The organism is Salmonella sp. SAL00670, assembly GCF_046552235.1.
Classification (GTDB): Bacteria; Pseudomonadota; Gammaproteobacteria; order Enterobacterales; family Enterobacteriaceae; genus Salmonella; species Salmonella enterica.
In genome coordinates this window covers 107,761-129,486 of sequence record NZ_JBGDUO010000008.1, presented here as the reverse complement: position 1 = coordinate 129,486, position 21,726 = coordinate 107,761, and the positions used below count along the sequence as shown (strand labels likewise).

Annotated in this window: 17 protein-coding genes; 9 read left to right on the top strand and 8 right to left on the bottom strand. The window is 53.4% G+C overall.

From position 1 onward, the window contains the following. Positions 1-50: 50 nt before the first annotated feature. Together ACLJRS_RS21045 and ACLJRS_RS21040 are read left to right on the top strand one after the other, a co-directional pair. A complete protein-coding gene (locus ACLJRS_RS21045) occupies positions 51-1,784 on the top strand; it encodes a phosphoethanolamine transferase CptA (RefSeq protein ID WP_001192093.1) in 1,734 nt (577 codons plus the stop codon). A gap of 160 nt (positions 1,785-1,944) precedes the next feature. Continuing rightward, complete coding sequence (locus tag ACLJRS_RS21040) at positions 1,945-2,796, top strand: helix-turn-helix transcriptional regulator (RefSeq protein ID WP_000274594.1); 852 nt, start codon at positions 1,945-1,947, stop codon at positions 2,794-2,796. On the opposite strand, the gene ACLJRS_RS21035 is transcribed toward ACLJRS_RS21040, so the two are convergent. The 5 genes from ACLJRS_RS21035 to ACLJRS_RS21015 all read right to left on the bottom strand — a co-directional run bounded on the left by ACLJRS_RS21035 (position 2,783) and on the right by ACLJRS_RS21015 (position 7,792). Further along, complete coding sequence (locus tag ACLJRS_RS21035) at positions 2,783-3,136, bottom strand: PTS fructose-like transporter subunit IIB (protein ID WP_000290522.1); 354 nt, start codon at positions 3,134-3,136, stop codon at positions 2,783-2,785. The genes ACLJRS_RS21040 and ACLJRS_RS21035 overlap by 14 nt on opposite strands. A gap of 1 nt (position 3,137) precedes the next feature. Next, positions 3,138-4,016 carry a [formate-C-acetyltransferase]-activating enzyme gene (locus tag ACLJRS_RS21030; protein ID WP_000171724.1) on the bottom strand — a complete coding sequence of 293 codons (879 nt, stop codon included), beginning with the start codon at positions 4,014-4,016 and terminating at the stop codon, positions 3,138-3,140. After that, a complete protein-coding gene (locus ACLJRS_RS21025) occupies positions 3,982-6,279 on the bottom strand; it encodes a formate C-acetyltransferase (RefSeq protein ID WP_000149705.1) in 2,298 nt (765 codons plus the stop codon). Before ACLJRS_RS21025 ends, ACLJRS_RS21030 begins: the two co-directional genes overlap by 35 nt. Positions 6,280-6,377: 98 nt before the next feature. Continuing rightward, positions 6,378-6,698: a PTS fructose-like transporter subunit IIB gene (locus tag ACLJRS_RS21020; RefSeq protein ID WP_000161258.1), complete on the bottom strand. Its 321-nt coding sequence runs from the start codon at positions 6,696-6,698 to the stop codon at positions 6,378-6,380. Positions 6,699-6,712: 14 nt separating this feature from the next. Next, positions 6,713-7,792 (bottom strand): PTS fructose transporter subunit EIIC, encoded by a 1,080-nt coding sequence (locus ACLJRS_RS21015; RefSeq protein ID WP_000661597.1) that lies wholly within the window; start codon positions 7,790-7,792, stop codon positions 6,713-6,715. A gap of 308 nt (positions 7,793-8,100) precedes the next feature. Here ACLJRS_RS21015 and ptsP point away from each other — a divergent pair, with 308 nt between their 5' ends. The 4 genes from ptsP to ACLJRS_RS20995 all read left to right on the top strand — a co-directional run bounded on the left by ptsP (position 8,101) and on the right by ACLJRS_RS20995 (position 13,272). After that, on the top strand, positions 8,101-10,602 hold the full coding sequence (gene ptsP, locus ACLJRS_RS21010) for a phosphoenolpyruvate--protein phosphotransferase (protein WP_001128502.1): 2,502 nt from the start codon (positions 8,101-8,103) through the stop codon (positions 10,600-10,602). 10 nt (positions 10,603-10,612) lie between these two features. Next, positions 10,613-11,275: a fructose-6-phosphate aldolase gene (fsa, locus tag ACLJRS_RS21005; RefSeq protein WP_000424866.1), complete on the top strand. Its 663-nt coding sequence runs from the start codon at positions 10,613-10,615 to the stop codon at positions 11,273-11,275. 11 nt (positions 11,276-11,286) lie between these two features. After that, a complete protein-coding gene (locus ACLJRS_RS21000) occupies positions 11,287-12,390 on the top strand; it encodes a glycerol dehydrogenase (protein WP_000374031.1) in 1,104 nt (367 codons plus the stop codon). A gap of 258 nt (positions 12,391-12,648) precedes the next feature. Next, positions 12,649-13,272, top strand: coding sequence for a DUF1287 domain-containing protein (locus tag ACLJRS_RS20995; protein ID WP_000666688.1), 624 nt, complete (start codon positions 12,649-12,651; stop codon positions 13,270-13,272). A gap of 57 nt (positions 13,273-13,329) precedes the next feature. Here the strand turns inward: ACLJRS_RS20995 and katG are convergent, their stop codons facing one another. The 3 genes from katG to ACLJRS_RS20980 all read right to left on the bottom strand — a co-directional run bounded on the left by katG (position 13,330) and on the right by ACLJRS_RS20980 (position 18,316). After that, entirely contained in the window at positions 13,330-15,510 is a 2,181-nt protein-coding gene (katG, locus tag ACLJRS_RS20990; RefSeq protein ID WP_000108112.1) for a catalase/peroxidase HPI, read from the bottom strand. Between the two features lie 164 nt (positions 15,511-15,674). Next, the gene (metF, locus tag ACLJRS_RS20985; protein ID WP_000007504.1) at positions 15,675-16,565 is read right to left on the bottom strand and encodes a methylenetetrahydrofolate reductase; all 891 of its coding nucleotides are present in this window, start codon (positions 16,563-16,565) and stop codon (positions 15,675-15,677) included. 194 nt (positions 16,566-16,759) lie between these two features. Then, complete coding sequence (locus ACLJRS_RS20980) at positions 16,760-18,316, bottom strand: bifunctional metallophosphatase/5'-nucleotidase (protein WP_000865252.1); 1,557 nt, start codon at positions 18,314-18,316, stop codon at positions 16,760-16,762. A gap of 135 nt (positions 18,317-18,451) precedes the next feature. Here ACLJRS_RS20980 and ACLJRS_RS20975 point away from each other — a divergent pair, with 135 nt between their 5' ends. The 3 genes from ACLJRS_RS20975 (at position 18,452) to mscS (ending at position 21,669) form a co-directional block, all read left to right on the top strand. Next, positions 18,452-19,576, top strand: coding sequence for a hypothetical protein (locus tag ACLJRS_RS20975; protein ID WP_001134808.1), 1,125 nt, complete (start codon positions 18,452-18,454; stop codon positions 19,574-19,576). 234 nt (positions 19,577-19,810) lie between these two features. Beyond that, positions 19,811-20,809 carry a hypothetical protein gene (locus tag ACLJRS_RS20970; protein WP_000406828.1) on the top strand — a complete coding sequence of 333 codons (999 nt, stop codon included), beginning with the start codon at positions 19,811-19,813 and terminating at the stop codon, positions 20,807-20,809. Positions 20,810-20,811: 2 nt separating this feature from the next. Next, entirely contained in the window at positions 20,812-21,669 is an 858-nt protein-coding gene (gene mscS, locus ACLJRS_RS20965) for a small-conductance mechanosensitive channel MscS (protein ID WP_000398251.1), read from the top strand. Positions 21,670-21,726: the final 57 nt, after the last annotated feature.

Sequence of the window (21,726 nt, the reverse complement as noted above, 5' to 3'; positions counted from 1 at the left end):
TAAGGTTCAGGCGTTACGTTTGGCGCTACGATTAAAGACAGGCTCTCATTATGCAATCCACATTACTCCAGACTAAACCCGCGTTTAGCTGGAAAGCCCTGGGCTGGGCACTGCTCTACTTTTGGTTCTTTTCCACCCTCCTGCAGGCCATTATTTATCTCACCGGATACAGCGGGACAAACGGTCTGCGGGATTCGCTACTGTACAGCTCACTGTGGCTGATCCCGGTCTTTCTGTTTCCAGGCCGCATCCGGGTTATTGCTGCCGTTATTGGCGTCGTACTCTGGGCCGCCTCGCTGGCGGCGCTGAGCTATTACGTAATCTACGGGCAGGAGTTCTCGCAAAGCGTGCTGTTTGTGATGTTTGAAACCAACGCCAATGAAGCCAGCGAATATTTAAGCCAATATTTCAGTCTGAAAATTGTTCTTGTCGCGCTGGCTTATACGGTGGCGGCGATTTTGCTGTGGACACGTCTGCGCCCGGTTTATATTCCATCGCCCTGGCGTTATCTGGTGTCGTTTGCCCTGCTGTACGGGCTGATCCTCCATCCCATCGCGATGAATACCTTTATCAAGCATAAGTCGATGGAGAAAACGCTGGATAGCCTGGCGTCACGAATGGAACCCGCCGCGCCGTGGCAATTTATTACTGGCTACTATCAGTACCGTTTACAGCTCGCCTCGCTGAATAAACTGCTGAATGAAAACGATGCCCTGCCGCCGCTGGCTAACTTCCAGGACCACTCCGGCGATGCGCCGCGCACACTGGTACTGGTGATTGGCGAATCGACCCAGCGTGGCCGTATGAGTCTGTACGGTTATCCGCGCGAAACCACGCCGGAACTGGACGCGCTGCATAAAACCGACCCCGGGCTGACCGTGTTTAATAATGTGGTAACTTCGCGACCGTACACCATTGAGATCCTGCAACAGGCGCTAACGTTCGCGGACGAAAAGAACCCGGACTGGTATCTGACGAAGCCATCGCTGATGAATATGATGAAACAGGCCGGGTATAAAACCTTCTGGATCACTAACCAGCAGACGATGACGGCGCGTAATACCATGCTGACCGTGTTCTCTAAGCAGACTGATAAGCAGTTCTATATGAACCAGCAGCGCACTCAAAGCGCACGCGAATATGACAGCAACGTGCTGGAGCCGTTTAAAGCGGTGTTAGCCGACCCGGCGCCGAAAAAATTCATTATTGTGCATCTGCTGGGAACGCACATTAAATACAAGTTCCGCTATCCAGAAAACCAGGGCAAGTTTGATGGTAAAACCGACCATGTTCCGCCGGGATTAAGCAGCGACGAACTGGAATCGTATAACGATTACGACAACGCGAACCTGTATAATGACTATGTTGTCGCCAGCCTGATTAAGGACTATAAAGCGACCGATCCGAACGGTTTCCTGCTCTACTTCTCCGATCACGGTGAAGAAGTGTATGACACGCCGCCGCATAAGACGCAGGGACGAAACGAAGATTCGCCAACCCGTCATATGTATACGGTGCCGTTCCTGCTGTGGACCTCAGAGAAATGGCAGGCAGCGCATCCGCGCGACTTCTCACAGGATGTCGATCGTAAGTACAGCAGTTCCGAGCTTATCCATACCTGGTCGGACTTAGCGGGCCTGACCTATGATGGCTACGACCCGACGCGTTCCATCACCAACCCGCAGTTCAAAGAGACCACGCGCTGGATTGGCAACCCGTATAAGAAAAACGCGCTGATTGATTATGATACGTTGCCGTATGGCGATCAGGTCGGTAATCAATAGCCTATATGCTGCCCGATAACGCTAACGCTTATCGGGCCTGGCGTTCTTCTCTCCCGTAGTCCGGATAAGGCGCAAAGCGCCGCCATCCGGCAATAATCGCTTGAGGACATCGGTTTTCGACGTTACTGTTTCCTCTGTTTGCGATCGGCAGGGGATTATCATGTATCACGACGTCAGCCACCTTCTCTCCCGTCTCATCAACGGCCCGCTGCCGCTGCGCCAGATTTATTTTGCCAGCGCCAGCGGCCCAGCGCCGGAACTGGCGTACCAGGTGGATTTTCCGCGGCTGGAGATTGTGCTGGAGGGCGAGCTTACTGACATGAGCATTACCGCCCCGCTAATTCCTTGCGATGTTCTCTACGTTCCGGCTGGCGGCTGGAACATCCCGCAGTGGCAAACGCCCGTCACCACCCTGAGCATTCTGTTTGGCAAACAGCAGTTAGGTTTCAGCGTAGTCCACTGGGATGGTCAGCAGCATCAAAACCTCACGAAACAGCACGTTGCGCGCCGTGGCCCGCGTATCGGCTCTTTCCTGTTACAAACGCTTAATGAGATGCAGATGCAGCCGCAAGAGCAGCAAACGGCCAGATTGATTGTCGCCAGCCTACTAAGCCATTGCCGCGATCTGCTCGGCAGCCAAATCCAGACCGCCTCCCGCAGCCGCGCGCTTTTTGAAGCCATTCGGGAGTATATTGATGAACGCTACGCCGCGCCGTTGACGCGTGAATCGGTAGCAGAGGCGTTTTATATCTCGCCAAATTACCTCTCGCACCTGTTCCAGAAAACGGGGGCCATCGGCTTTAACGAATACCTGAACCATACGCGACTGGAACACGCCAAAACGTTGCTGAAGGGCTATGACCTGAAAGTGAAAGAGGTGGCGCACCGTTGCGGCTTTGTCGACAGTAACTATTTCTGCCGCCTGTTTCGCAAAAATACGGAACGCTCGCCGTCGGAGTATCGCCGCCAGTATCACAGCCAGCTAACGGAAAAGCAGATTACTCCAGGATAAGGTGGGTATGTTGCGGCGCGGAAAGGAGTTTACGCACAGCGCTCATTACCCGCTGTGGCTCCCGCAAAAAAGCGCTGATCCCCGACTGGACATAGCGACTCCGGGTAAATCGCTCCACGCCCGCCAGCTCGATATCGGTAATGAGCAACACGACATCGGCACGGCGGATATCCTCTTCCGTTAAGCGGTTCTCTGTACCGAGTGCCCCCTGGGTTTCAATCTTGATGCTCCACTTCTCCTGCTGGCAAAGTTTTTCCAGCCGTTCAGCAGCCATATAGGTATGCGCTACACCGCTCACGCAGGCGGTCACTGCCACCAGATGCCGTACAGGTACTGCCATATTAACCTCCTGTGGTGACCTGAAATCCTGCTTGCTCCGCCATCTCCCGAAACAGAGCGATCTCTTGCACCGACGGCGCGGGAATATCTTTCATCATCCATGATTTTCCAAGCAGCCGGTATTTCGGCTCGCCGTACTGATGAAACGGTAGCAGGTGAACCTGCTTTATTCCTAATGATCTCAACAATGTTAACGCGCACTGCAGATTCTCTGCGTTAAGCGTAAAGCCAGGAATCAACGGCAAACGAGGGATCACCGTGATTCCCTCGCTAACCAGTAACCGTAAATTCTCCAGTACGCGCGGCAGATTCATGTTGATCACCTCGCGCGCCCGCTCCGCATCCATAATTTTCAGATCAAACAATACCTCATCACACGCCCTTGCCAACGGCAGTAGACGGCTGGCCGACGTATCGCCAGCCGTTTCAATAGCACAAGGAACGCCCCAACGCCGCAATCGCTGTAAGAAGCGCGTGGCGAACGGCGCCTGCATCAGCACTTCGCCGCCAGAAAGCGTCACCCCGCCGCCGGAAGTACGAAAGAAGATGTCGTCTTTCAGCACTTCGCGTTCCAGTTCATCCAGCGTAATATCACGCCCAATACGCTCAAACGCGCCGGAAGGACATTCGTCGGCATCCCGCAGACACGGCGTGCAACGCAGGCATTTATTTTCCCGGCGCACCGTTTCAATGCGCGGCGAGATAGATTCCGGATTAGCGCACCACGGACAGGTATGCGGACAGCCCTTAAAAAAGACCACCGTACGAATCCCCTGCCCGTCATTCAGCGAATAACGCTGGATATTGAAGATACGCGCGGTCTCCTCATCGCGCGCCCCCACAACCTCACAACTGATGCGCGGTGCGGCGAATAATGTCATCCTGAATCTCCTTCGACAGCTCGACAAAGAAGGCGCTGTAGCCCGCCACGCGCACCACCAGCCCCGCAAAATCCTGAGGCCGTAGCTGCGCTTCGCGCAATGTGTCGGCATTCACCACATTAAACTGGATGTGCTGCAGTTTGAGCTGGGTAAACGCGCGCAGGAAATCCGCCAGCTTGCGCAGTCCCGCCTCTCCTTCCAGAGTCGCAGGAGTAAACTTCACGTTCAGCAACGTACCGTTCGACAGCAGCGTGTTATCCAACTTACTTACTGATTTTAGTACCGCCGTCGGCCCTTGCATATCCTGTCCGAGCATCGGCGACAGGCCGCCATCCGCCAGCTGTTCTCCGGCAAAACGCCCGTCCGGTGTCGCGCCGACCACCGCTCCCAGCGGCACATGCGCGGAAACCGTGTATGAACCCGGCGTAAACTGGCCGCCGCGCGGATTCTGGTATTTTTCCACCTCTTTGCAGTAATACCGCAGCAGTTCGGCGCTGATGTTATCGACATTATCAATGTCGTTGCCATATTTTTCGAAGCGGTTGATAAGCCTGGCGCGGATCTTTTCCCCTTCTGGCGTGGCGAAGTTGTTTTTCAGGATCGACAGCAGCGCATCAAAACTCAGGCGCTGCTGATCGAATACCAGCCCATTGAGCGCATGAAGGGAATCACTCAGGTTGGCGATACCGATGCCCTGTACGCCCGAAAAGTTATAGCGCGCGCCGCCGTCGGTGATGTCTCGCCCTTTCTCCAGGCAGTCGCTGATAAACGAAGAGAGCAGCGGCACCGGCGCCCAGTCACGATGGCCGATATCGCAAATATTGCTGCCTTCTACCATTAGTGTAATGTAGTGACTGATTTTGGCGCGAATATGCGCCAGCAACGCCTCATAAGTAAGAGTGTCGTTGCCCTCATTTTCATACAAGCTGATTTCCATTACTTTCAGCAGATTAAACATGGCGATGTCATGCAGCCCGTAGGTTCTGCCCGGAATCGACAGCTCAACACATCCCACCACCGCATAATCGCGCGCATCCTCCAACGACACGCCACGGTTAAGGAACGCGGGAACCACCACTTCGTCATTGAAAATCTGTGGAATGCCGGTACCGAGGCGAATGGTCTCGGCGGTCTTGAGCAGGAACGGCGTATCAATCAGCGCGTTAGTGCGCACGCCGAGATTCGGCTGCGGCAACTGCACGCTCTGGTAGGCATCCAGGCAGAGAAAAGAGAGCACGTTTACCGCGCTGCGTCCGCTTTCCGTCAATCCGCCCAGCAGCGCGGTGTAACCCGTCGGGAAACCGGCAAAATAGCGCGCGCTACTGGTGGAACGCAGCAGCACGATATCGTTGCATTTCACCCACAGCGACTCGAGCAACTCTTTCAGGAACGCCGGATCGTCGCCCTGAGTGAGCGAAGTCTGATAAAACGGCAGCATGTACTGGTCGAAGCGCCCGAGCGACAGCGAACTGGCGTTGGACTCGTACTGCAAAATAATGTTCATGTACCAGAACAGCTGACATGCTTGCCAGAACGTCTGTGGTTTGTGCTGCGCGTTATGCCGCGAATTGGCGGCAATGGTGAGCAGTTCCTGACGACGACGAGCGTCCGGGCAGCGCTCCGCCTGCTGTTCCGCCAGTACGGCATAACGCAGGATGTGGCGTTGCGATGCCTCAAGTAACAACAGCGCGGCCTGATAAAAGTCGTTTTCCGGCTGTTGCTCGCAGCGCGCGCGCATCTGCGCCGCCAGTTCACCCAGCCCGTTATTGAGCAAGCGTGGATAATCAATAATGATATGCCCCTGCCCTTTATCCGTCTGGTTAATGCTAAAAATCTGGGTGCTGACGGCGGCTTTCACCTCATCGGTCATCTGCCCGTTAATAAAATCTTTCATCGACCGTTTTTCCCAGTACGGGAATAGAACCTCATGATAGAGGCGCTTATCCTCTTCGCTGATATCAAAACGGTCCTGCGGACGCGTCGGGAACCGATCCAGCTCGTTAAGCAGCCAATACGGGTCCATTTCCGGCGACATAATACCCGCGCGCGGCTTAACGGTTCGGTTTCCGGCAATCAGCTCCTCGTCACGAATCGAAATTTCAACATGTTCAAGGATATACGCCGTCGCTTTGGCGCGGCGCAAAATGACCGGTTCGCCCTCCGTCTGCTGATGGCTGGCGGTATAAAGCAGCGCGCGCTCCAGAGAAATTTCACGGTGATTCTGAAACAGAGCGGCTTTGAGGCGTTGAATACGATGGGTCATGAGGAGCTCCTGTGGACACGAGCGCCGGATGGCGGCATAAATCTCTTATCGGGCCTGTGAGCAGGCCCGATAAACTTGCGCCATCGGGCATTTTAACGTTACGCGGTTTGCGAAAGATGGGCGTCAATCTTGTTCATAATGGCGTCGGCGCGTTTTACCGCGTCGCTGATATTGACGCGAACGATAGTTTTACCCGCAAACCGCTCTTCGAACTTGATGCCGATATCTTTAGTCAAAATCACCATATCGGCGCTCGCCACATCCTCTGCCGTCAGTTCATTTTCCAGCCCAATCGAGCCCTGAGTCTCCACTTTCACATCCCAACCTTTCGCTTTGGCTGCGCTTTCCAGCGCTTCAGCCGCCATATAGGTATGCGCAACACCAGAAGGACACGCGGTTACTGCAATAATTTTAGTCATGGCTTATTCCTCGCTTAATTCATCTCAAAATCTAAATCCAGGTCGTCTTCTTTTTCGTCAACTTGCGACACATTCTTACGCGTCAGGCTTTTCAGCACGTTAACGCAGACTGCCGTTACCACCGCGCCCACGGCGACTGCCGCGACATAACCCAGCTTGCCTTCCACGACTGGCAGAACAATTAAACCACCCCAACCGGCATAACACTGCGCGCCAAACAGCGCGGCCATTACCGCACCGCAAGCGGAGCCCACCATAATGGATGGGATCACGCGCAGCGGATCGGCAGCGGCGAAAGGAATCGCCCCTTCCGTTACGCCCACGCAGCCCATGACCAGCGCGGCTTTACCGGCTTCGCGCTCTTCAACAGAAAAATTCTTGCGGCCAATCAGCGTCGCCAGCCCCAGTCCCAGTGGCGGTACGCAGATGCTCACCGCGGCGATAGCCACCACGGTATATACGCCCTGCGCCACGCAAATCAGCATGAACGCATAAGCGACTTTGTTAACCGGGCCGCCCATATCAAAAGCCAGCATCAGCCCCATGATCACCGCCAGCAGCACGATGCTGCCCTGCTGCATCCCTTGCAGCCATTGGGTCAGGCTGCTTGTCAGCGCACCGATCGGTTCGCCCAGCCCCCACATCATGATGCCCGCGGTGATAAAAGTGCCAACGATGGGAATCACAAAAATAGGCATCACAGAACGCAGCACCTTATGCACCGGGATTTTCTTCAAGTAATGCACCACGATCCCGCCGATAAGTCCGGCGATAAGTGCCCCGAAAAAACCCGCGCCGAAGCTGTTACCCACCCAGGCGCCAATCGCGCAAGGAGCCAGCGCGGAGCGTTCGGCAATGGAGTAGCCGATGTATGCGGCGAGGAAAGGCACCATCAGCGTCAGCCCGGCGACACCGATATCAAACAGTTTTTTAAGATTCGGATCGGTGGCGGCATCGGGTACGGCGCCCTTGCCATATAGCATGACGGAGACTGCCAGCAAAATTCCGCCAGCCACCACAAAGGGGATCATATGCGAAACACCGGTCATCAGGTGCTGGCGGGTATTTTTCAGGATCTGTACCAACTCTTTCATAAGTCGCTCCCGGGCTGGATAAAGCCCATGTCCATAAAGTTACTGCGGAAAACAATAGGCAATCCATTGTCGCGCAGACAGTGGATAAAAAGGCCATTTACTGGATTTTTGTAATATCAGTATAAAAATGCGATCCGCTTCATAACTTCTGAAAAAGGTAAAACCCGCGCTACCACGCTAAGTTGTGAGACAACTCGCACTTTTTGCGCTACATTACATTTATCCAGCTTTTGACAGATTTGTCACATGGCGTATTCCGGCTACCTCCTTTTATGCTGTAGCGAGAGAATCGTTATGGGAGAGAGGCAATGCCCCTGATTGTGGAATTTACCTGTGAACTGCCGAATGGCGTACATGCGCGCCCGGCAAGCCACGTAGAAACGCTGTGTAATACCTTCACGTCGCAAATTGAGTGGCACAACCTGCGCACCGATCGCAAAGGCAGCGCCAAAAGCGCGCTGGCGCTGATTGGCACCGACACGCTGGCTGGCGACCACTGTCAGCTGGTGATTTCCGGTGTCGATGAACAGGTTGCCTGTCAGCGTCTGAGTCAATGGCTGCGCGATGAATTCCCACTCTGCGACGCGCCGCTGGCGGAGATTAAAAACAGCGAACTGGAGCCGCTTCCGGCGTCGTTGACCCAGCTGAATCCGCAGATTTACCGCGCCCGTAGCGTGTGTAGCGGCAGCGCGGGCGGCGTACTGACGCCACTCTCTTCCCTGGATCTCAATGCGCTCGGCGAACTCCCGACCGCCAACGACACAGAGACGGAACAAGCCGCGCTGGACAATGGCTTAGCGATGTTGATAAAGCATATTGAGTTTCGTCAGCTTGACAGTGACGGTGCCGCCAGCGCGATTCTGGAAGCCCATCGTTCGCTGGCAGGCGACGCTTCACTGCGTCAGCATTTACTGGACGGCGTTCTGCGCGGTTTAAGCTGCGCGCAGGCAATCGTGGAAAGCGCGAACCATTTCTGCAATGAGTTCGCTCGCGCCAGCAGCAGCTATTTACAGGAACGCGCGCTGGATGTTCGTGACGTTTGCTTCCAGTTACTGCAACACATTTACGGTGAGCAGCGCTTTCCGGCGCCGGGCCAGTTGACCCGGCCATCTATCTGTATGGCGGAAGAGTTGACGCCAAGCCAGTTCCTCGAACTGGATAAAACCTTTCTCAAAGGTCTGCTGTTAAAAAGCGGCGGCACCACTTCGCACACGGTGATTCTCGCCCGCTCATTCAACATTCCCACCCTGGTTGGCGTGGAGATTGAGGCCTTAACACCGTGGCGTCAGCAGACGGTTTATATTGACGGCAACGCAGGCGCGATTGTCGTTGCGCCTGACGAGCCTGTCACTCGTTACTATCAGCAGGAAGCCCGCGTGCAAGACGCCCTGCGCGAACAGCAGCGCATCTGGCTGACCCAGGAAGCGCGCACCGCTGACGGCATCCGCATGGAGGTCGCCGCCAACATCGCGCACTCCGTCGAGGCGCAAGCGGCCTTTAGTAACGGCGCGGAAGCGGTTGGCCTGTTCCGCACAGAAATGCTGTATATGGACCGCGCCTGCGCGCCGGACGAAAACGAGCTGTACAATATTTTTTGCCAGGCGCTGGAGTCCGCAAAGGGACGCAGCATTATTGTGCGCACAATGGATATAGGCGGCGATAAGCCCGTTGATTATCTGAATATTCCTGCCGAAGCCAACCCATTCCTCGGCTATCGCGCCGTCCGTATTTATGAAGAGTACGCTTCTCTGTTTACCACCCAGCTACGCTCGATCCTCCGCGCGTCCGCCCACGGCAACCTGAAAATCATGATCCCGATGATCTCCTCTATGGAAGAGATTCTGTGGGTCAAAGAGAAGCTGGCGGAAGCCAAACAGCAGCTGCGTAATGAACATATCCCGTTCGATGAGAAGATCCCACTCGGCATTATGCTGGAAGTGCCGTCGGTGATGTTCATCATCGATCAATGCTGTGAAGAGATTGATTTCTTTAGTATTGGTAGTAACGATCTAACACAATACCTGCTGGCGGTAGACCGTGATAACGCCAAAGTCACTCGTCACTACAACAGCCTGAATCCCGCCTTCCTGCGCGCGTTGGATTTCGCGGTGCAGGCGGTACATCGTCAGGGCAAATGGATTGGTCTGTGCGGCGAACTGGGGGCCAAAGGTTCGGTTCTGCCATTGCTGGTAGGTCTGGGGCTGGACGAGATCAGCATGGGCGCGCCGTCGATTCCCGCCGCCAAAGCGCGGATGGCACAACTCGACAGCCGAGCCTGCCGCCAGTTGTTGAATCAGGCGATGGCCTGCCGCACCTCGCTGGAGGTGGAGCATCTGCTGGCGCAGTTCCGCATGTCGCAGCAGGATGCCCCGCTGGTTACCGCCCAATGCATAACGCTTGATAGCGACTGGCGCAGCAAAGAGGAGGTGATTAAAGGCATGACCGACAATCTGCTGCTGGCGGGCCGCTGCCGCTACCCGCGCAAACTGGAAGCCGATCTATGGGCGCGCGAGGCGGTATTCTCCACCGGACTGGGCTTTAGCTTTGCCATTCCGCACAGCAAATCGGAACATATCGAACAGTCCACCATCAGCGTGGCGCGCCTGAACGCGCCGGTACGCTGGGGAGATGACGAGGCGCAGTTCATCATTATGCTGACGCTTAACAAACACGCCGCGGGCGACCAGCATATGCGTATTTTCTCGCGCCTGGCCCGCCGCATCATGCACGAAGAATTCCGCAACACGCTGGTTAACGCCGCTTCCGCCGACGCTATCGCCAGCCTGCTGCAACATGAACTTGAACTGTAAAGGAAAGACTATGGAACTCTATCTGGATACCGCTAACGTGGCGGAAGTTGAACGTCTGGCGCGCATTTTCCCGATTGCCGGCGTCACCACCAATCCAAGCATTGTGGCAGCCAGCAAAGAATCTATCTGGGATGTGCTGCCCAGGCTGCAAAACGCCATCGGCGAAGAAGGCACTTTATTTGCGCAGACCATGAGCCGCGACGCGAAAGGGATGGTGGAAGAAGCCAAACGACTGAATAACGCCATCCCCGGCATTGTGGTTAAAATTCCGGTGACCGCCGAAGGTCTTGCAGCGATTAAGTTGCTGAAAAAAGAAGGCATCGTGACGCTGGGCACCGCCGTCTACAGCGCATCGCAGGGCCTGCTGGCGGCGCTGGCGGGCGCAAAATATGTCGCTCCCTACGTCAACCGCGTTGATGCGCAGGGCGGCGATGGCATTCGTATGGTTCAGGAGCTGCAAACGCTACTGGAACATCACGCGCCCGACAGCATGGTACTGGCGGCCAGCTTTAAAACGCCGCGGCAGGCGCTGGATTGCTTACTGGCAGGTTGCCAGGCGATTACCCTTCCTTTAGATGTAGCGCAACAAATGCTCAATACGCCTGCGGTAGAGTCGGCAATAGAGAAGTTTGAGCAAGACTGGAAAAACGCTTTTGGTAATCTGAACCTGTAGGAGAGAAATGTATGGATCGCATTATTCAGTCACCAGGTAAGTATATTCAGGGTGCAAACGTCATCGCGCGTCTTGGCGATTATTTAAAACCAATGGCGAACAACTGGCTGGTTGTGGGCGATAAATTCGTGCTGGGATTTGCCGAAGAGACGCTGCGCAAAAGCCTGACGGATGCCGGTTTGTCAGTAGAAATCGCCCCGTTTGGCGGCGAATGTTCGCAAAATGAGATCGACAGGCTGCGCGCCGTCGCCGAAAAAAGTCAGTGTGGCGCCGTACTGGGTATCGGCGGCGGTAAAACGCTGGATACCGCCAAAGCGCTGGCGCACTTTATGAATGTCCCGGTCGCTATCGCGCCGACCATCGCCTCTACCGACGCACCGTGCAGCGCACTCTCGGTTATTTATACCGATGCCGGTGAGTTTGACCGTTATCTGCTGCTGCCGCATAACCCGAATATGGTCATTGTCGATACGCAGATAGTGGCGGGCGCGCCGGCGCGTCTGCTGGCAGCCGGTATCGGCGATGCGCTGGCGACCTGGTTTGAAGCGCGCGCCTGCTCACGCAGCGGCGCCACCACAATGGCGGGCGGCAAGTGTACACAGGCCGCGCTGGCGCTGGCGGAGCTATGCTATAACACGCTGATCGAAGAAGGCGAAAAAGCCATGTTGGCCGCCGAACAGCACGTCGTCACGCCAGCGCTGGAACGCGTCATCGAAGCCAACACCTACCTGAGCGGGGTCGGTTTTGAAAGCGGCGGTCTGGCCGCAGCGCACGCGATTCATAACGGTTTAACGGCGATTCCGGATGCGCACCACTATTATCACGGTGAGAAGGTCGCTTTCGGTACGCTGACGCAACTGGTGCTGGAAAACGCGCCGGTCGAAGAAATCGAAACCGTTGCGGCGCTGTGCCATTCCGTTGGCCTGCCGATTACGCTGGCGCAACTGGATATTAAACAGGATATCCCGGCCAAAATGCGCACCGTCGCGGAAGCCTCCTGCGCAGAAGGTGAAACTATTCATAACATGCCTGGCGGCGCAACGCCGGATGAAGTGTACGCCGCGCTGCTGGTCGCCGACCAGTACGGTCAACGCTTCTTGCAGGAATGGGAATAAGGTCTGAGCAATACTCCTGACGATAGTCAGGAGTATTTCAGCTTGCTGACACAACAGAATTCATTTGCCGAATGTCGACACAGGCACCTTATCTGGCCTTGTTATCCAATCATCCAGGCCGGGTAAGCGAAGCGCCATCATCAGGTATTCCATAGCCTGGAATCAGTCCATTTTGTCCTGAAATAGACTTTTTTATCACGCACCATTCTCTCCGCGGAAAGTCAAATGACGTACTGACACACTTCACGGACGAAGAAGATGAAATTCGCACAGGCGCTTATCGGTATTCTTGCTGCTTTTTTTATTAGCCATATCTCTCATCATTCGCCACGCTCTGATACCAGACCAATAACCGTTCAGGCGCAAACTAATGCTGCAATCGCCCAAAGTGCCGGGACGCAAATAGGTAAGACGCTATTTTATGATGCTGCCTATGTTCGTCTGGATTATCCGAATGGCGATCTTCCGCTGGAGCGTGGCGTATGTGCAGATGTCGTCATCCGCGCGCTGCGCAGTCAGCAGGTTGATTTACAGAAACGGGTACATGAAGACATGCAGGCGCATTTCTCTGCCTACCCGAATAACTGGAAGCTGAAACGCCCGGACAGCAATATCGACCATCGCCGCGTTCCGAATCTGGAAACCTGGTTCCAGCGTCACAACAAAGCGTTACCGGTGACAGATAAATATAGCGATTATCAACCGGGAGATATTGTCTCCTGGCGACTGGATAACGGCCTTGCGCATATTGGCGTGGTATCCCTGAACGTCACGCCTGAAGGGGTGCCGCTGGTTGTGCATAACATAGGCGCGGGAGCACAGGAGGAAGATGTATTATTTAACTGGAAAGTAACGGGGCATTTTCGTTATTTTTCGCATTAAACGCGGAAAACGTCAGCGACTACCGAATAGCAGCCGCTGACGAATTAACCTGTCAGATTATTGCAGATCGAAACGGTCCAGGTTCATCACTTTCACCCATGCTGCGACGAAGTCCTTCACAAACTTCTCGTGCGCATCGCTACACGCGTAAACTTCCGCCAGCGCGCGCAGTACGGAGTTGGAACCAAACACCAGATCGGCGCGGGTCGCCGTGTATTTCACCTCGCCAGTCAGACGATCCCGGCCTTCGAACAGCTCATTAGATTCGTCGGTCGGTTTCCACTCGTAACGCATATCCAGCAGATTAGCGAAGAAGTCTGTGCTGAGCACGCCCGGTCTGTCGGTAAAGACACCGTTCTGGCTGCCGTCAAAGTTGGTTCCCAGCACACGCATCCCGCCAACCAGTACCGTCATTTCCGGCGCGGTCAACGTTAACTGCTGCGCTTTATCAATCAACAGCGATTCGGTCGTCGACACATCCAGACGCGCACGATAGTTACGGAATCCATCGGCAATCGGTTCAAGCAGCGAGAACATCTCGATGTCGGTCTGATCCTGACGCGCATCCACCCGGCCCGGCGCAAAAGGTACGCTGATGCTGACACCCGCAGCAGCGGCCGCCTGCTCGATACCGACCACGCCCGCCAGCACAATAATATCGGCCAGCGAAGCTTTATTCGTCGTTTTCTGGAGCGCTTCTAATACCGGCAGAACGCGAGCCGCAACGGCGTTGACCTCCCAGTCGCGCTGAGGCGCTAATGCCAGACGCGCGCCGTTAGCGCCGCCACGCTTATCGCCACCGCGGAAAGTAGACGCGGATGCCCAGGCAACCGAAACCATCTCGCTAATAGAAAGCCCGGATGCAGCGATCGCCGCTTTCAGGTTGATAATGTCTTCCTGCGTTGGCTGATAGAGCGGTTGCGGCAACGGGTCCTGCCAGATCAGATCTTCTTTCGGCACTTCCGGTCCGATGTAACGCGCTTTTGGTCCCATATCTCTGTGCGTCAGTTTGAACCAGGCACGAGCAAAGGCTTCATTAAAGGCCTGCGGATCGTTAAGGAAACGACGGGAAATCTTCTCGAACTCCGGATCAAAACGCAGCGTCAGGTCGGTGACCAGCATGGTTGGCTTACGTTTTTTCGACGGATCGAACGGGTCCGGGATGATGTCCGGCGCGTCTACCGCTTCAAACTGGATAGCGCCAGCCGGACTACGGGTTTGTACCCACTCATATTTGAACAGATTCTCGAAGAAATAGTTGCTCCACTGGGTCGGCGTCTGCGTCCAGACCACTTCCAGCCCGGAGGTGATAGCATCGGCGCCAACGCCACTACCATAGCTGCTGGCCCAACCTAAGCCCTGCGCTTCAATCGGCGCGGCTTCCGGATCGGCCCCTACATGGGATGCCGCTGCCGCGCCGTGGGTTTTACCGAGGGTATGCCCGCCAGCGATCAACGCCACGGTTTCTTCGTCGTTCATCCCCATATTGCCAAAGGTGGCGCGAATGGCGGCGGCGGCAGAAAGTGGTTCGCCGCTGTGATCCGGCCCTTCCGGGTTAACGTAGATAAGGCCCATCTCGGTCGCGCCCAGCGGCGCTTTTGCCAGCGCTTCAGGGTGTCGGTGAGTCAACCAGGCTTTTTCATCGCCCCAGTTCACATCCAGATCCGGTTCCCAGACATCTTCACGCCCGGCGCCAAAACCGAAGGTACGGAAGCCGGAGTTTTCCAGCGCCACGTTACCCGCCAGAATAAACAGGTCGGCCCAGGAAATTTTCTGGCCATATTTCTGCTTAATCGGCCACAACAAACGACGCGCCTTATCCAGGCTGACGTTATCCGGCCAGGAGTTAAGCGGCGCAAAACGCTGTTGACCACGACCCGCGCCGCCACGACCATCAATAGAACGGTAGGTGCCAGCGCCATGCCAGGCCATACGAATAAACAAACCGACATAGCTGCCCCAGTCGGCGGGCCACCATGGTTGTGAATCGGTCAGCAGCGCCTTGAGATCCCCTTTCAGGGCGGAGTAGTCTAACTTGCTAAACTCTTTGCGGTAGTCAAAGTCTTCACCCAGCGGGTTAGAACGGTTGGAATGTTGATTCAAAAGATCCACGCGAAGCTGGTTCGGCCACCAGTCGCGGCTGGCAGTCCCTGCGCCTGCGCTTCGGTCATGCCCCCCCTGATGGAAAGGACATTTTCCAGTGGATAACGTGTTATGGGTATCGTCGGTCGTGCTCATATCTCAGCTCCCTTTTAAAGTGTTACCGTTACGATATACACCAGGAGCAAATAGATATAGTTGAATTAATCCACAGATTCGATAGCTAATACCTTTTATATTTTTAGTTACAGAGATGTAGATCAATATGAGGTGTAATAAAGCTCCCGGCAGGGAGCTGGAGGTTATAAACCCGGTCTTACGCCCAGTGTGTGGCAAATGGCATAACTCATTTCCGCACGATTCAACGTGTAGAAGTGGAAATCCTTTACTCCTTCGCGACTTAAAATTTTCACCATGTCCATCGCAATGTTAGCGCCCACCAGCTTGCGGGTTTCTGCGTCATCATCCAGCCCCTCAAACATCAGTGACATCCAGGACGGAATGCGGACATTGGTCATATCGGCAAATTTTTTCGCCTGTTTAAAGTTAGACACCGGTAAAATGCCGGGAATAATTTCTACGTCGATACCGGCAGAAACACAGCGGTCGCGAAAACGCAGGTAGCTTTCCACATCGAAGAAAAATTGGGTTATCGCGCGGTTAGCGCCAGCATCCACTTTACGCTTCAGATTAAGCAGATCGGCCTGCGCGCTTTTCGCTTCCGGATGTACCTCCGGATAGGCCGCTACTGAAATATCGAAATCGGCCACCTCTTTGAGCAAACCAACCAGATCGGCGGCGTACATCTCCGGCTTACCGCTGTCCGGCGGCAAATCACCGCGCAAAGCGACAATGTGGCGGATACCGTTATTCCAGTAGTCGCGGGCGATGGTGCGCAGTTCATCGCGCGTGGCGTCAATACAGGTAAGGTGCGGCGCGGCCTCAAGCCCAGTACGCTCTTTAATGCCTTTAATAACGCTATGGGTGCGGTCGCGTTCCCCGGAGTTGGCGCCATACGTTACCGAAACAAACTTCGGTTTCAGACTGCTCAGGCGATCGATGGAGTTCCACAGGGTTTGCTCCATTTCACTGGTGCGCGGCGGGAAAAATTCAAACGAAACGTTAATCTGACCCTGTACTTCCGCCAGGCTCTGATTCAGGGCTTCCCGCTGGTTGGCGTGAAAAAAGCTCATACCTTACCTCATCAATCGCATGTTATTATTTGTTGTGCTGTAAACATCTATCCGTTTAGACGTCCAGATGTAAAAATGACGGAAAAGCAGAAGGACGTCAACTGAAAAATCACGCCAAAGAATGAGGAATATTCAGCAAAGTTGAATTTTCTTCATGTCACGCCGCGGCACTGAACGCGCCGCGGCAGGGGAAATTACTTCTTCACATCCGCAACGCGCATCCCTTTGAGCTGCTCATCCGTGATGGTGTTGCCCGCCTTAAAGTAATCAACTATCGCATTCGACACATAGTAGCCGCCGGAGGTATTCCGCGCCTGGCCTTCCGTGAACGCCGCAAAACCATCGCCGCCGTCGGCAAGGAAGCTGTTGGTGGCAATATGATAAACCGTAGCATCGTCAATCGGTTTGCCATTGAGCGTCAGCACGGTAACCCGCTGGCCGACAGGTTTGCTGCTGTCATACTTCATCTCCAGCCCTTTAGACACCTGCAATACGCCGTTGCTTAATCCAGCGCCATGCTCCATCAGGCTGCGCAATTGTTTACCGGTTAAATCCATCGTGACCAGTTCATTAGGGAACGGGAAGGTACTGATTACCGCCCCCATCGTCACCGCGCCAGCCGGGATTTCGTTGCGGATACCGCCAGAGTTAGTAAGCGCTAACTGGGTGTCTTTCCCCGCCGTAAAAAGCAGCGCATCCGCCGCCAGATTCCCCAGCGACGACGATTCGCCATACGCGCGGGTCAGCTCAACCGGCGATTGCGCCACCGTCTGCTGCACGACTTTATCGAGCTTTTTATTCCAGCCGTCGATCACCTGTTTCGTTTGCGGATCGGGCTTCCACTCATCAGCAAAAATGGTCTTCAGCTCGAAGTTCTTCACCGTAAAGTGGTGTGGTTTCTCTTTGTAGTCCAGCACCAGTTTACCCACATCAATGCCGCCGCTGTCCGTTGAAAGAATCAGCGTATTACCGACTTTAATCGGTTCTGGCGTACCGACATGCGCGTGGCCGGTAATCAAAATATCCAGCCCTTTTACCTGACTTGCGGTCTGAATATCTTTATCCAGCGCGCGTCGCACATCGGTATTCCCCATGCTGGACTGGCGGGCCGGGGTGCCTTCGTGGATCAGCGCGACGGTCAGATCGACTTTACCTTTAAGTTCATCAATGTAACGTTGCAGCCACTTAATTTCATCGCGTGCCTCAATGCCCACGCGCGTCGCGGCGGATACCGTATCATTAAAAGCAAAGACACCGTGTAAGCCGATTACGCCAATCTTGACGCCATCTTTTTCAACAATGGTGTACGGCTTATCCCAGAAGGATTTACTGCTGTCCTCATAAAAAATATTGCCCTGTACGATAGGGAATTTCGCCCGGCTCAGTTGCAACAATGTATTGTCCCAGCCATGATCGAACTCATGATTACCGATAGTGGCAGCGTCATACTGCATGGTATTCAAAATATCGATAATCGCTTTACCCTTCGTCAGGCTGCTGATATACGGTCCGGTAAAGTAATCTCCGGCATCAAAAAACCACGTCGCCTTATTTTTGGCTTTTTCCTGCTTCACCAGCGTAGTGATATTGGCCCAACCGCCAATATCGCGTTTACCGTCAGCAATCCACGGCACTTTATAAGGCTCCACATGGGCGTGTAGATCGTTAGTGTAAATAATGGTGACATCTTTGGCGCAGGCCCAGAACGGCAGCGTGAACAAAATACCGGCAGCAAGCAGTTTTACTTTCATAAATAAGTCCCTTTCAGTCATATAAAGATTCGCTACGTTACGTTCTGAAAGGTTTTTTTATGTGAGAGTCCTCACACCCGCGTACCGTTTTATGAAGGCAGAATCAACGACCTGCCAAAATCGTTGGTAAAATGTATGCCGCCTCTGTTCACCATTAATGCCTGCAAAAGCGCTGGTTGTCGCAATCTTGGGCTGCCTGACTCGCCGGATTATGTGTGGCCGGACTATCGCCTGGGTTATCCGGCATTGCATTGTCGAGCCTGCGGCAGTTATCCGCCGCTCTTCAACGAGGGGGAATTTCGCCGCTGGGCGTCTGCTTATATCGCGCAATATGCCAAAGAGCATGGTCACTTTTGCCCCGACTGCTATCAAAAAACATGGATTCGTTATGGACGTAATCCCGGCGGAACGCAGCGACTTCAGTGCCAGTACTGTAAGAAAGTCTGGACGCCAAAACAGCACGCGCTGAATGTCGCCGAAACGCCGGAACAGATTTGCAGTATTCCGCTGCTCGTACCGTTTCAGGGAGCGAATGCCTTCCAGCAATTGTACTTTTTATTCAGTTTTGATGCTGTTCGCGGCAATATTCTTCACCTTTCCAGCAATTTCACGTTACTGTCTGCCGGAAAAAGTTTGCATTACCACTGGAAAGGAATTGCGCCGCCCGAGGGCGAGAAGGGCGATATTATTCACCGTATCGCCATTAAAGAACGGCAATTTTTACAGCGCAGTCAGTTCGATGAGATTCAGTATGGCCCGGCGGCGCTTAAACGTAACGCGCAAGGAACAATACTTCGCCCGGTCATTACGGCGCATGGTCATTTTCGGGTGCTGAAAAACCGCTTTCCTGATGTCGCGACACACATCATTGCCCATGAGTGTTTTTTGCGCGGCGCGGTCATTACGGCATGGGCGGAGCGGTTTCGCCAGCGTCTCTCCTCGCTGTGGTTCGTTGAGGAAGAGATAAACGATGACGATTGCCGCGCAGAGTGGCAACTGTTAGGCAAAACATGGCAGGGATGGTGGCAAAATCAGTGGCAACTCTGGGGGCAAGGTCACAACCGCAAAATGGTCTGTTCGTTAACCGGTTCCCACTTAGAACAAGGTGTCGCCGTTAATCTGGCGGCCAGTCGCCGCTTTGTTACCTGGCTATGGCAACAACCTGAATTCCAGCAAAGCGCCCACTATTCCGCCAAACGCGTCACGCAAATTCTGTATTTGCTGACGGAAAAATATAACTCACAATGGAATCACATTTAACCCAATGATGTAATGCCACGCATAAAAAATCACAGATTATCATTCAGAAGGCGCTATAGATTTAATCACCTCACATCCTGCTTTTATACGCTGAAAAAGAATAGAACTATTTTATAAAATGGCCCTTCGTTTTAAGTTAAGATCGGCTATAAACGTTATTCACATAATCAATATTTATTATCAATTTAAATAGTTCTATACATTCTTATTTTCTATGGAAAACAAGGGATAAATATGGAAATTACTTTACCGTCAATGTCAGATAAAAAATGGACCTGCGCCGATCTCCTGAGTAGCTATCGATTCTGGGGGATCACTTTTTTCTTTTTGGTGCTCTCTTTTATCAGTTCGCTGGGATCGTCGTATGGTGTTTATTTTTGGAGTAAATCACTGTCTATTCCAGCCGATCGTATTGGTGTTATTCTCGTTGGCGGCCAACTGGGATACCTCCTGGGTATGGTTGCCAGCTGGTTTGTCTGCCGTATAAAAAATTGTTACCCCTTCTACTTTGTTGCGCTCCTGTTAATCATTGGCGTGGTCTGTTCCTTCTGCATAAATGGCCCGTCTGACGTAGTCAGGCTTATCATAGCGCAGTTTTTAATTAATCTGGGTATGGGGATCGTAACGCTGTTAGTCCCCATGCTGCTTTTCAGCGCTATCGGCAGTGCTCAGACATTTGTTATTTTATTTAGCCTCTGCTTACTGTTCAAATTTATCATCGCTGGCTATCTGTCTATATTTATATACTCAATTCCTTATATAGGAATAATCGTAATTACTTTAGCGGTTATCGCGCTTTTGCTACTATTACCGCTCAAAAAAGAACTTTTCTATATTGCACCGCCCAAAAGGTTCTCATCAACCCAGCGACCTGAGTGCGCAGAACCCCTTGTCGTCGCATTATTGGCCTTTTTCATTCCATTTTATATTATTTATTGGCTCTTCAGAATTCACCGGGAAATGCAATTTGTGGCGCCTTCGCCCCGACTCATGACCGCATGTGGCGCGGGATGGCTGTCAGCCATTATGCCGTTTGGCACAGCCATATTGTGTCTGACGCTTAGCGATGAAATCCGCGCTCTGCTGGCGAATAAAAACGAAGATGGCGGAATACGAACCGGCTGGACACTATTCTGGGCGTTACTGCTGCCACCCGTCGGCGCGGCGATTATCCAGGCAAAAATGAACCGTTTTATTACTGCTAATACCGCGGATACTGCTGACAGAGGATAAACATGGAAGGTTTTGAGTTATTTCCAAAAATTAAAGGCGCGATCAAATGGATGGCCGAGCACAGTGACTCGGTAATCCATTTTGGCTGGAATGTTGTTGCCGCCATCATTCTACTTTTCATCGGTAAGTTAATAGCTCGCTTACTATCGAGGGGGCTGGAAAAATTACTTCTCAGGCGGCAAGTGGATGCCACTATTGTCCACTTTTTCTCCGCGCTGGTTCGCTACATCACGATAGCTTTCACGGCAGTAGCCGCTCTTGGCCGTGTCGGTATAGAAACCTCCTCAATTATTGCCGTTATCGGCGCGGCGGGTTTAGCCATTGGCCTGGCGCTGCAAGGGTCACTTTCCAACTTTGCCGCAGGCGTACTGCTTGTCTCCCTGCGTCCTTTCCGCGCCGGGGAAATTGTACAAATTGGCCTGGTTATCGGCACAGTAGAAAAGGTCCATATTTTCTCCACCACTCTGCTCACTGCGGATAGCAAAGAAGTTGTCATCCCGAATGGTAAAATTATTGCTGATAATATTATCAACTATTCACGACACCCCTATCGACGTATTGATCTGATTATTGGCGTGGATTACCAAAGCCGTATTGCTGACGTAAAAAGCGTGATACATCGTATTATTGAACAAGATCATCGCATTGATAAAACCCGCGATATTACGGTCCGCCTGGGCGAACTTGCGCCCTCTAGCCTGAATTTCTATGTTCGCGTATGGGTGCCCAACGCTCAGTACTGGAGTACTTACTACGATCTTCTGGAAAATATCAAGGAAGCAATGGATGAAAACGGCATCAATATTCCTTACCCCCGGATGGATGTCCGGGTTGAGAATGTAAAAAGCATCACGCCATAATGTTTCGTCAGCAATCGGATGGCGCTTCGTATATCAGTATCTACAGAATGACTGCAT

Excerpts from the sequence above, each read along its gene's own strand:
- katG (WP_000108112.1), bottom strand. The coding sequence starts at position 15,510 with ATGAGCACGACCGACGATACCCATAACACGTTATCCACTGGAAAATGT.
- ptsP (WP_001128502.1), top strand. The coding sequence starts at position 8,101 with ATGCCCCTGATTGTGGAATTTACCTGTGAACTGCCGAATGGCGTACAT.
- mscS (WP_000398251.1), top strand. The coding sequence starts at position 20,812 with ATGGAAGGTTTTGAGTTATTTCCAAAAATTAAAGGCGCGATCAAATGG.
- metF (WP_000007504.1), bottom strand. The coding sequence starts at position 16,565 with ATGAGCTTTTTTCACGCCAACCAGCGGGAAGCCCTGAATCAGAGCCTG.
- ACLJRS_RS20980 (WP_000865252.1), bottom strand. The coding sequence starts at position 18,316 with ATGAAAGTAAAACTGCTTGCTGCCGGTATTTTGTTCACGCTGCCGTTC.
- fsa (WP_000424866.1), top strand. The coding sequence starts at position 10,613 with ATGGAACTCTATCTGGATACCGCTAACGTGGCGGAAGTTGAACGTCTG.
- ACLJRS_RS21030 (WP_000171724.1), bottom strand. The coding sequence starts at position 4,016 with ATGACATTATTCGCCGCACCGCGCATCAGTTGTGAGGTTGTGGGGGCG.
- ACLJRS_RS21015 (WP_000661597.1), bottom strand. The coding sequence starts at position 7,792 with ATGAAAGAGTTGGTACAGATCCTGAAAAATACCCGCCAGCACCTGATG.
- ACLJRS_RS21035 (WP_000290522.1), bottom strand. The coding sequence starts at position 3,136 with ATGGCAGTACCTGTACGGCATCTGGTGGCAGTGACCGCCTGCGTGAGC.
- ACLJRS_RS21045 (WP_001192093.1), top strand. The coding sequence starts at position 51 with ATGCAATCCACATTACTCCAGACTAAACCCGCGTTTAGCTGGAAAGCC.
- ACLJRS_RS20975 (WP_001134808.1), top strand. The coding sequence starts at position 18,452 with ATGCCGCCTCTGTTCACCATTAATGCCTGCAAAAGCGCTGGTTGTCGC.
- ACLJRS_RS21020 (WP_000161258.1), bottom strand. The coding sequence starts at position 6,698 with ATGACTAAAATTATTGCAGTAACCGCGTGTCCTTCTGGTGTTGCGCAT.
- ACLJRS_RS20970 (WP_000406828.1), top strand. The coding sequence starts at position 19,811 with ATGGAAATTACTTTACCGTCAATGTCAGATAAAAAATGGACCTGCGCC.
- ACLJRS_RS21040 (WP_000274594.1), top strand. The coding sequence starts at position 1,945 with ATGTATCACGACGTCAGCCACCTTCTCTCCCGTCTCATCAACGGCCCG.
- ACLJRS_RS20995 (WP_000666688.1), top strand. The coding sequence starts at position 12,649 with ATGAAATTCGCACAGGCGCTTATCGGTATTCTTGCTGCTTTTTTTATT.
- ACLJRS_RS21000 (WP_000374031.1), top strand. The coding sequence starts at position 11,287 with ATGGATCGCATTATTCAGTCACCAGGTAAGTATATTCAGGGTGCAAAC.
- ACLJRS_RS21025 (WP_000149705.1), bottom strand. The coding sequence starts at position 6,279 with ATGACCCATCGTATTCAACGCCTCAAAGCCGCTCTGTTTCAGAATCAC.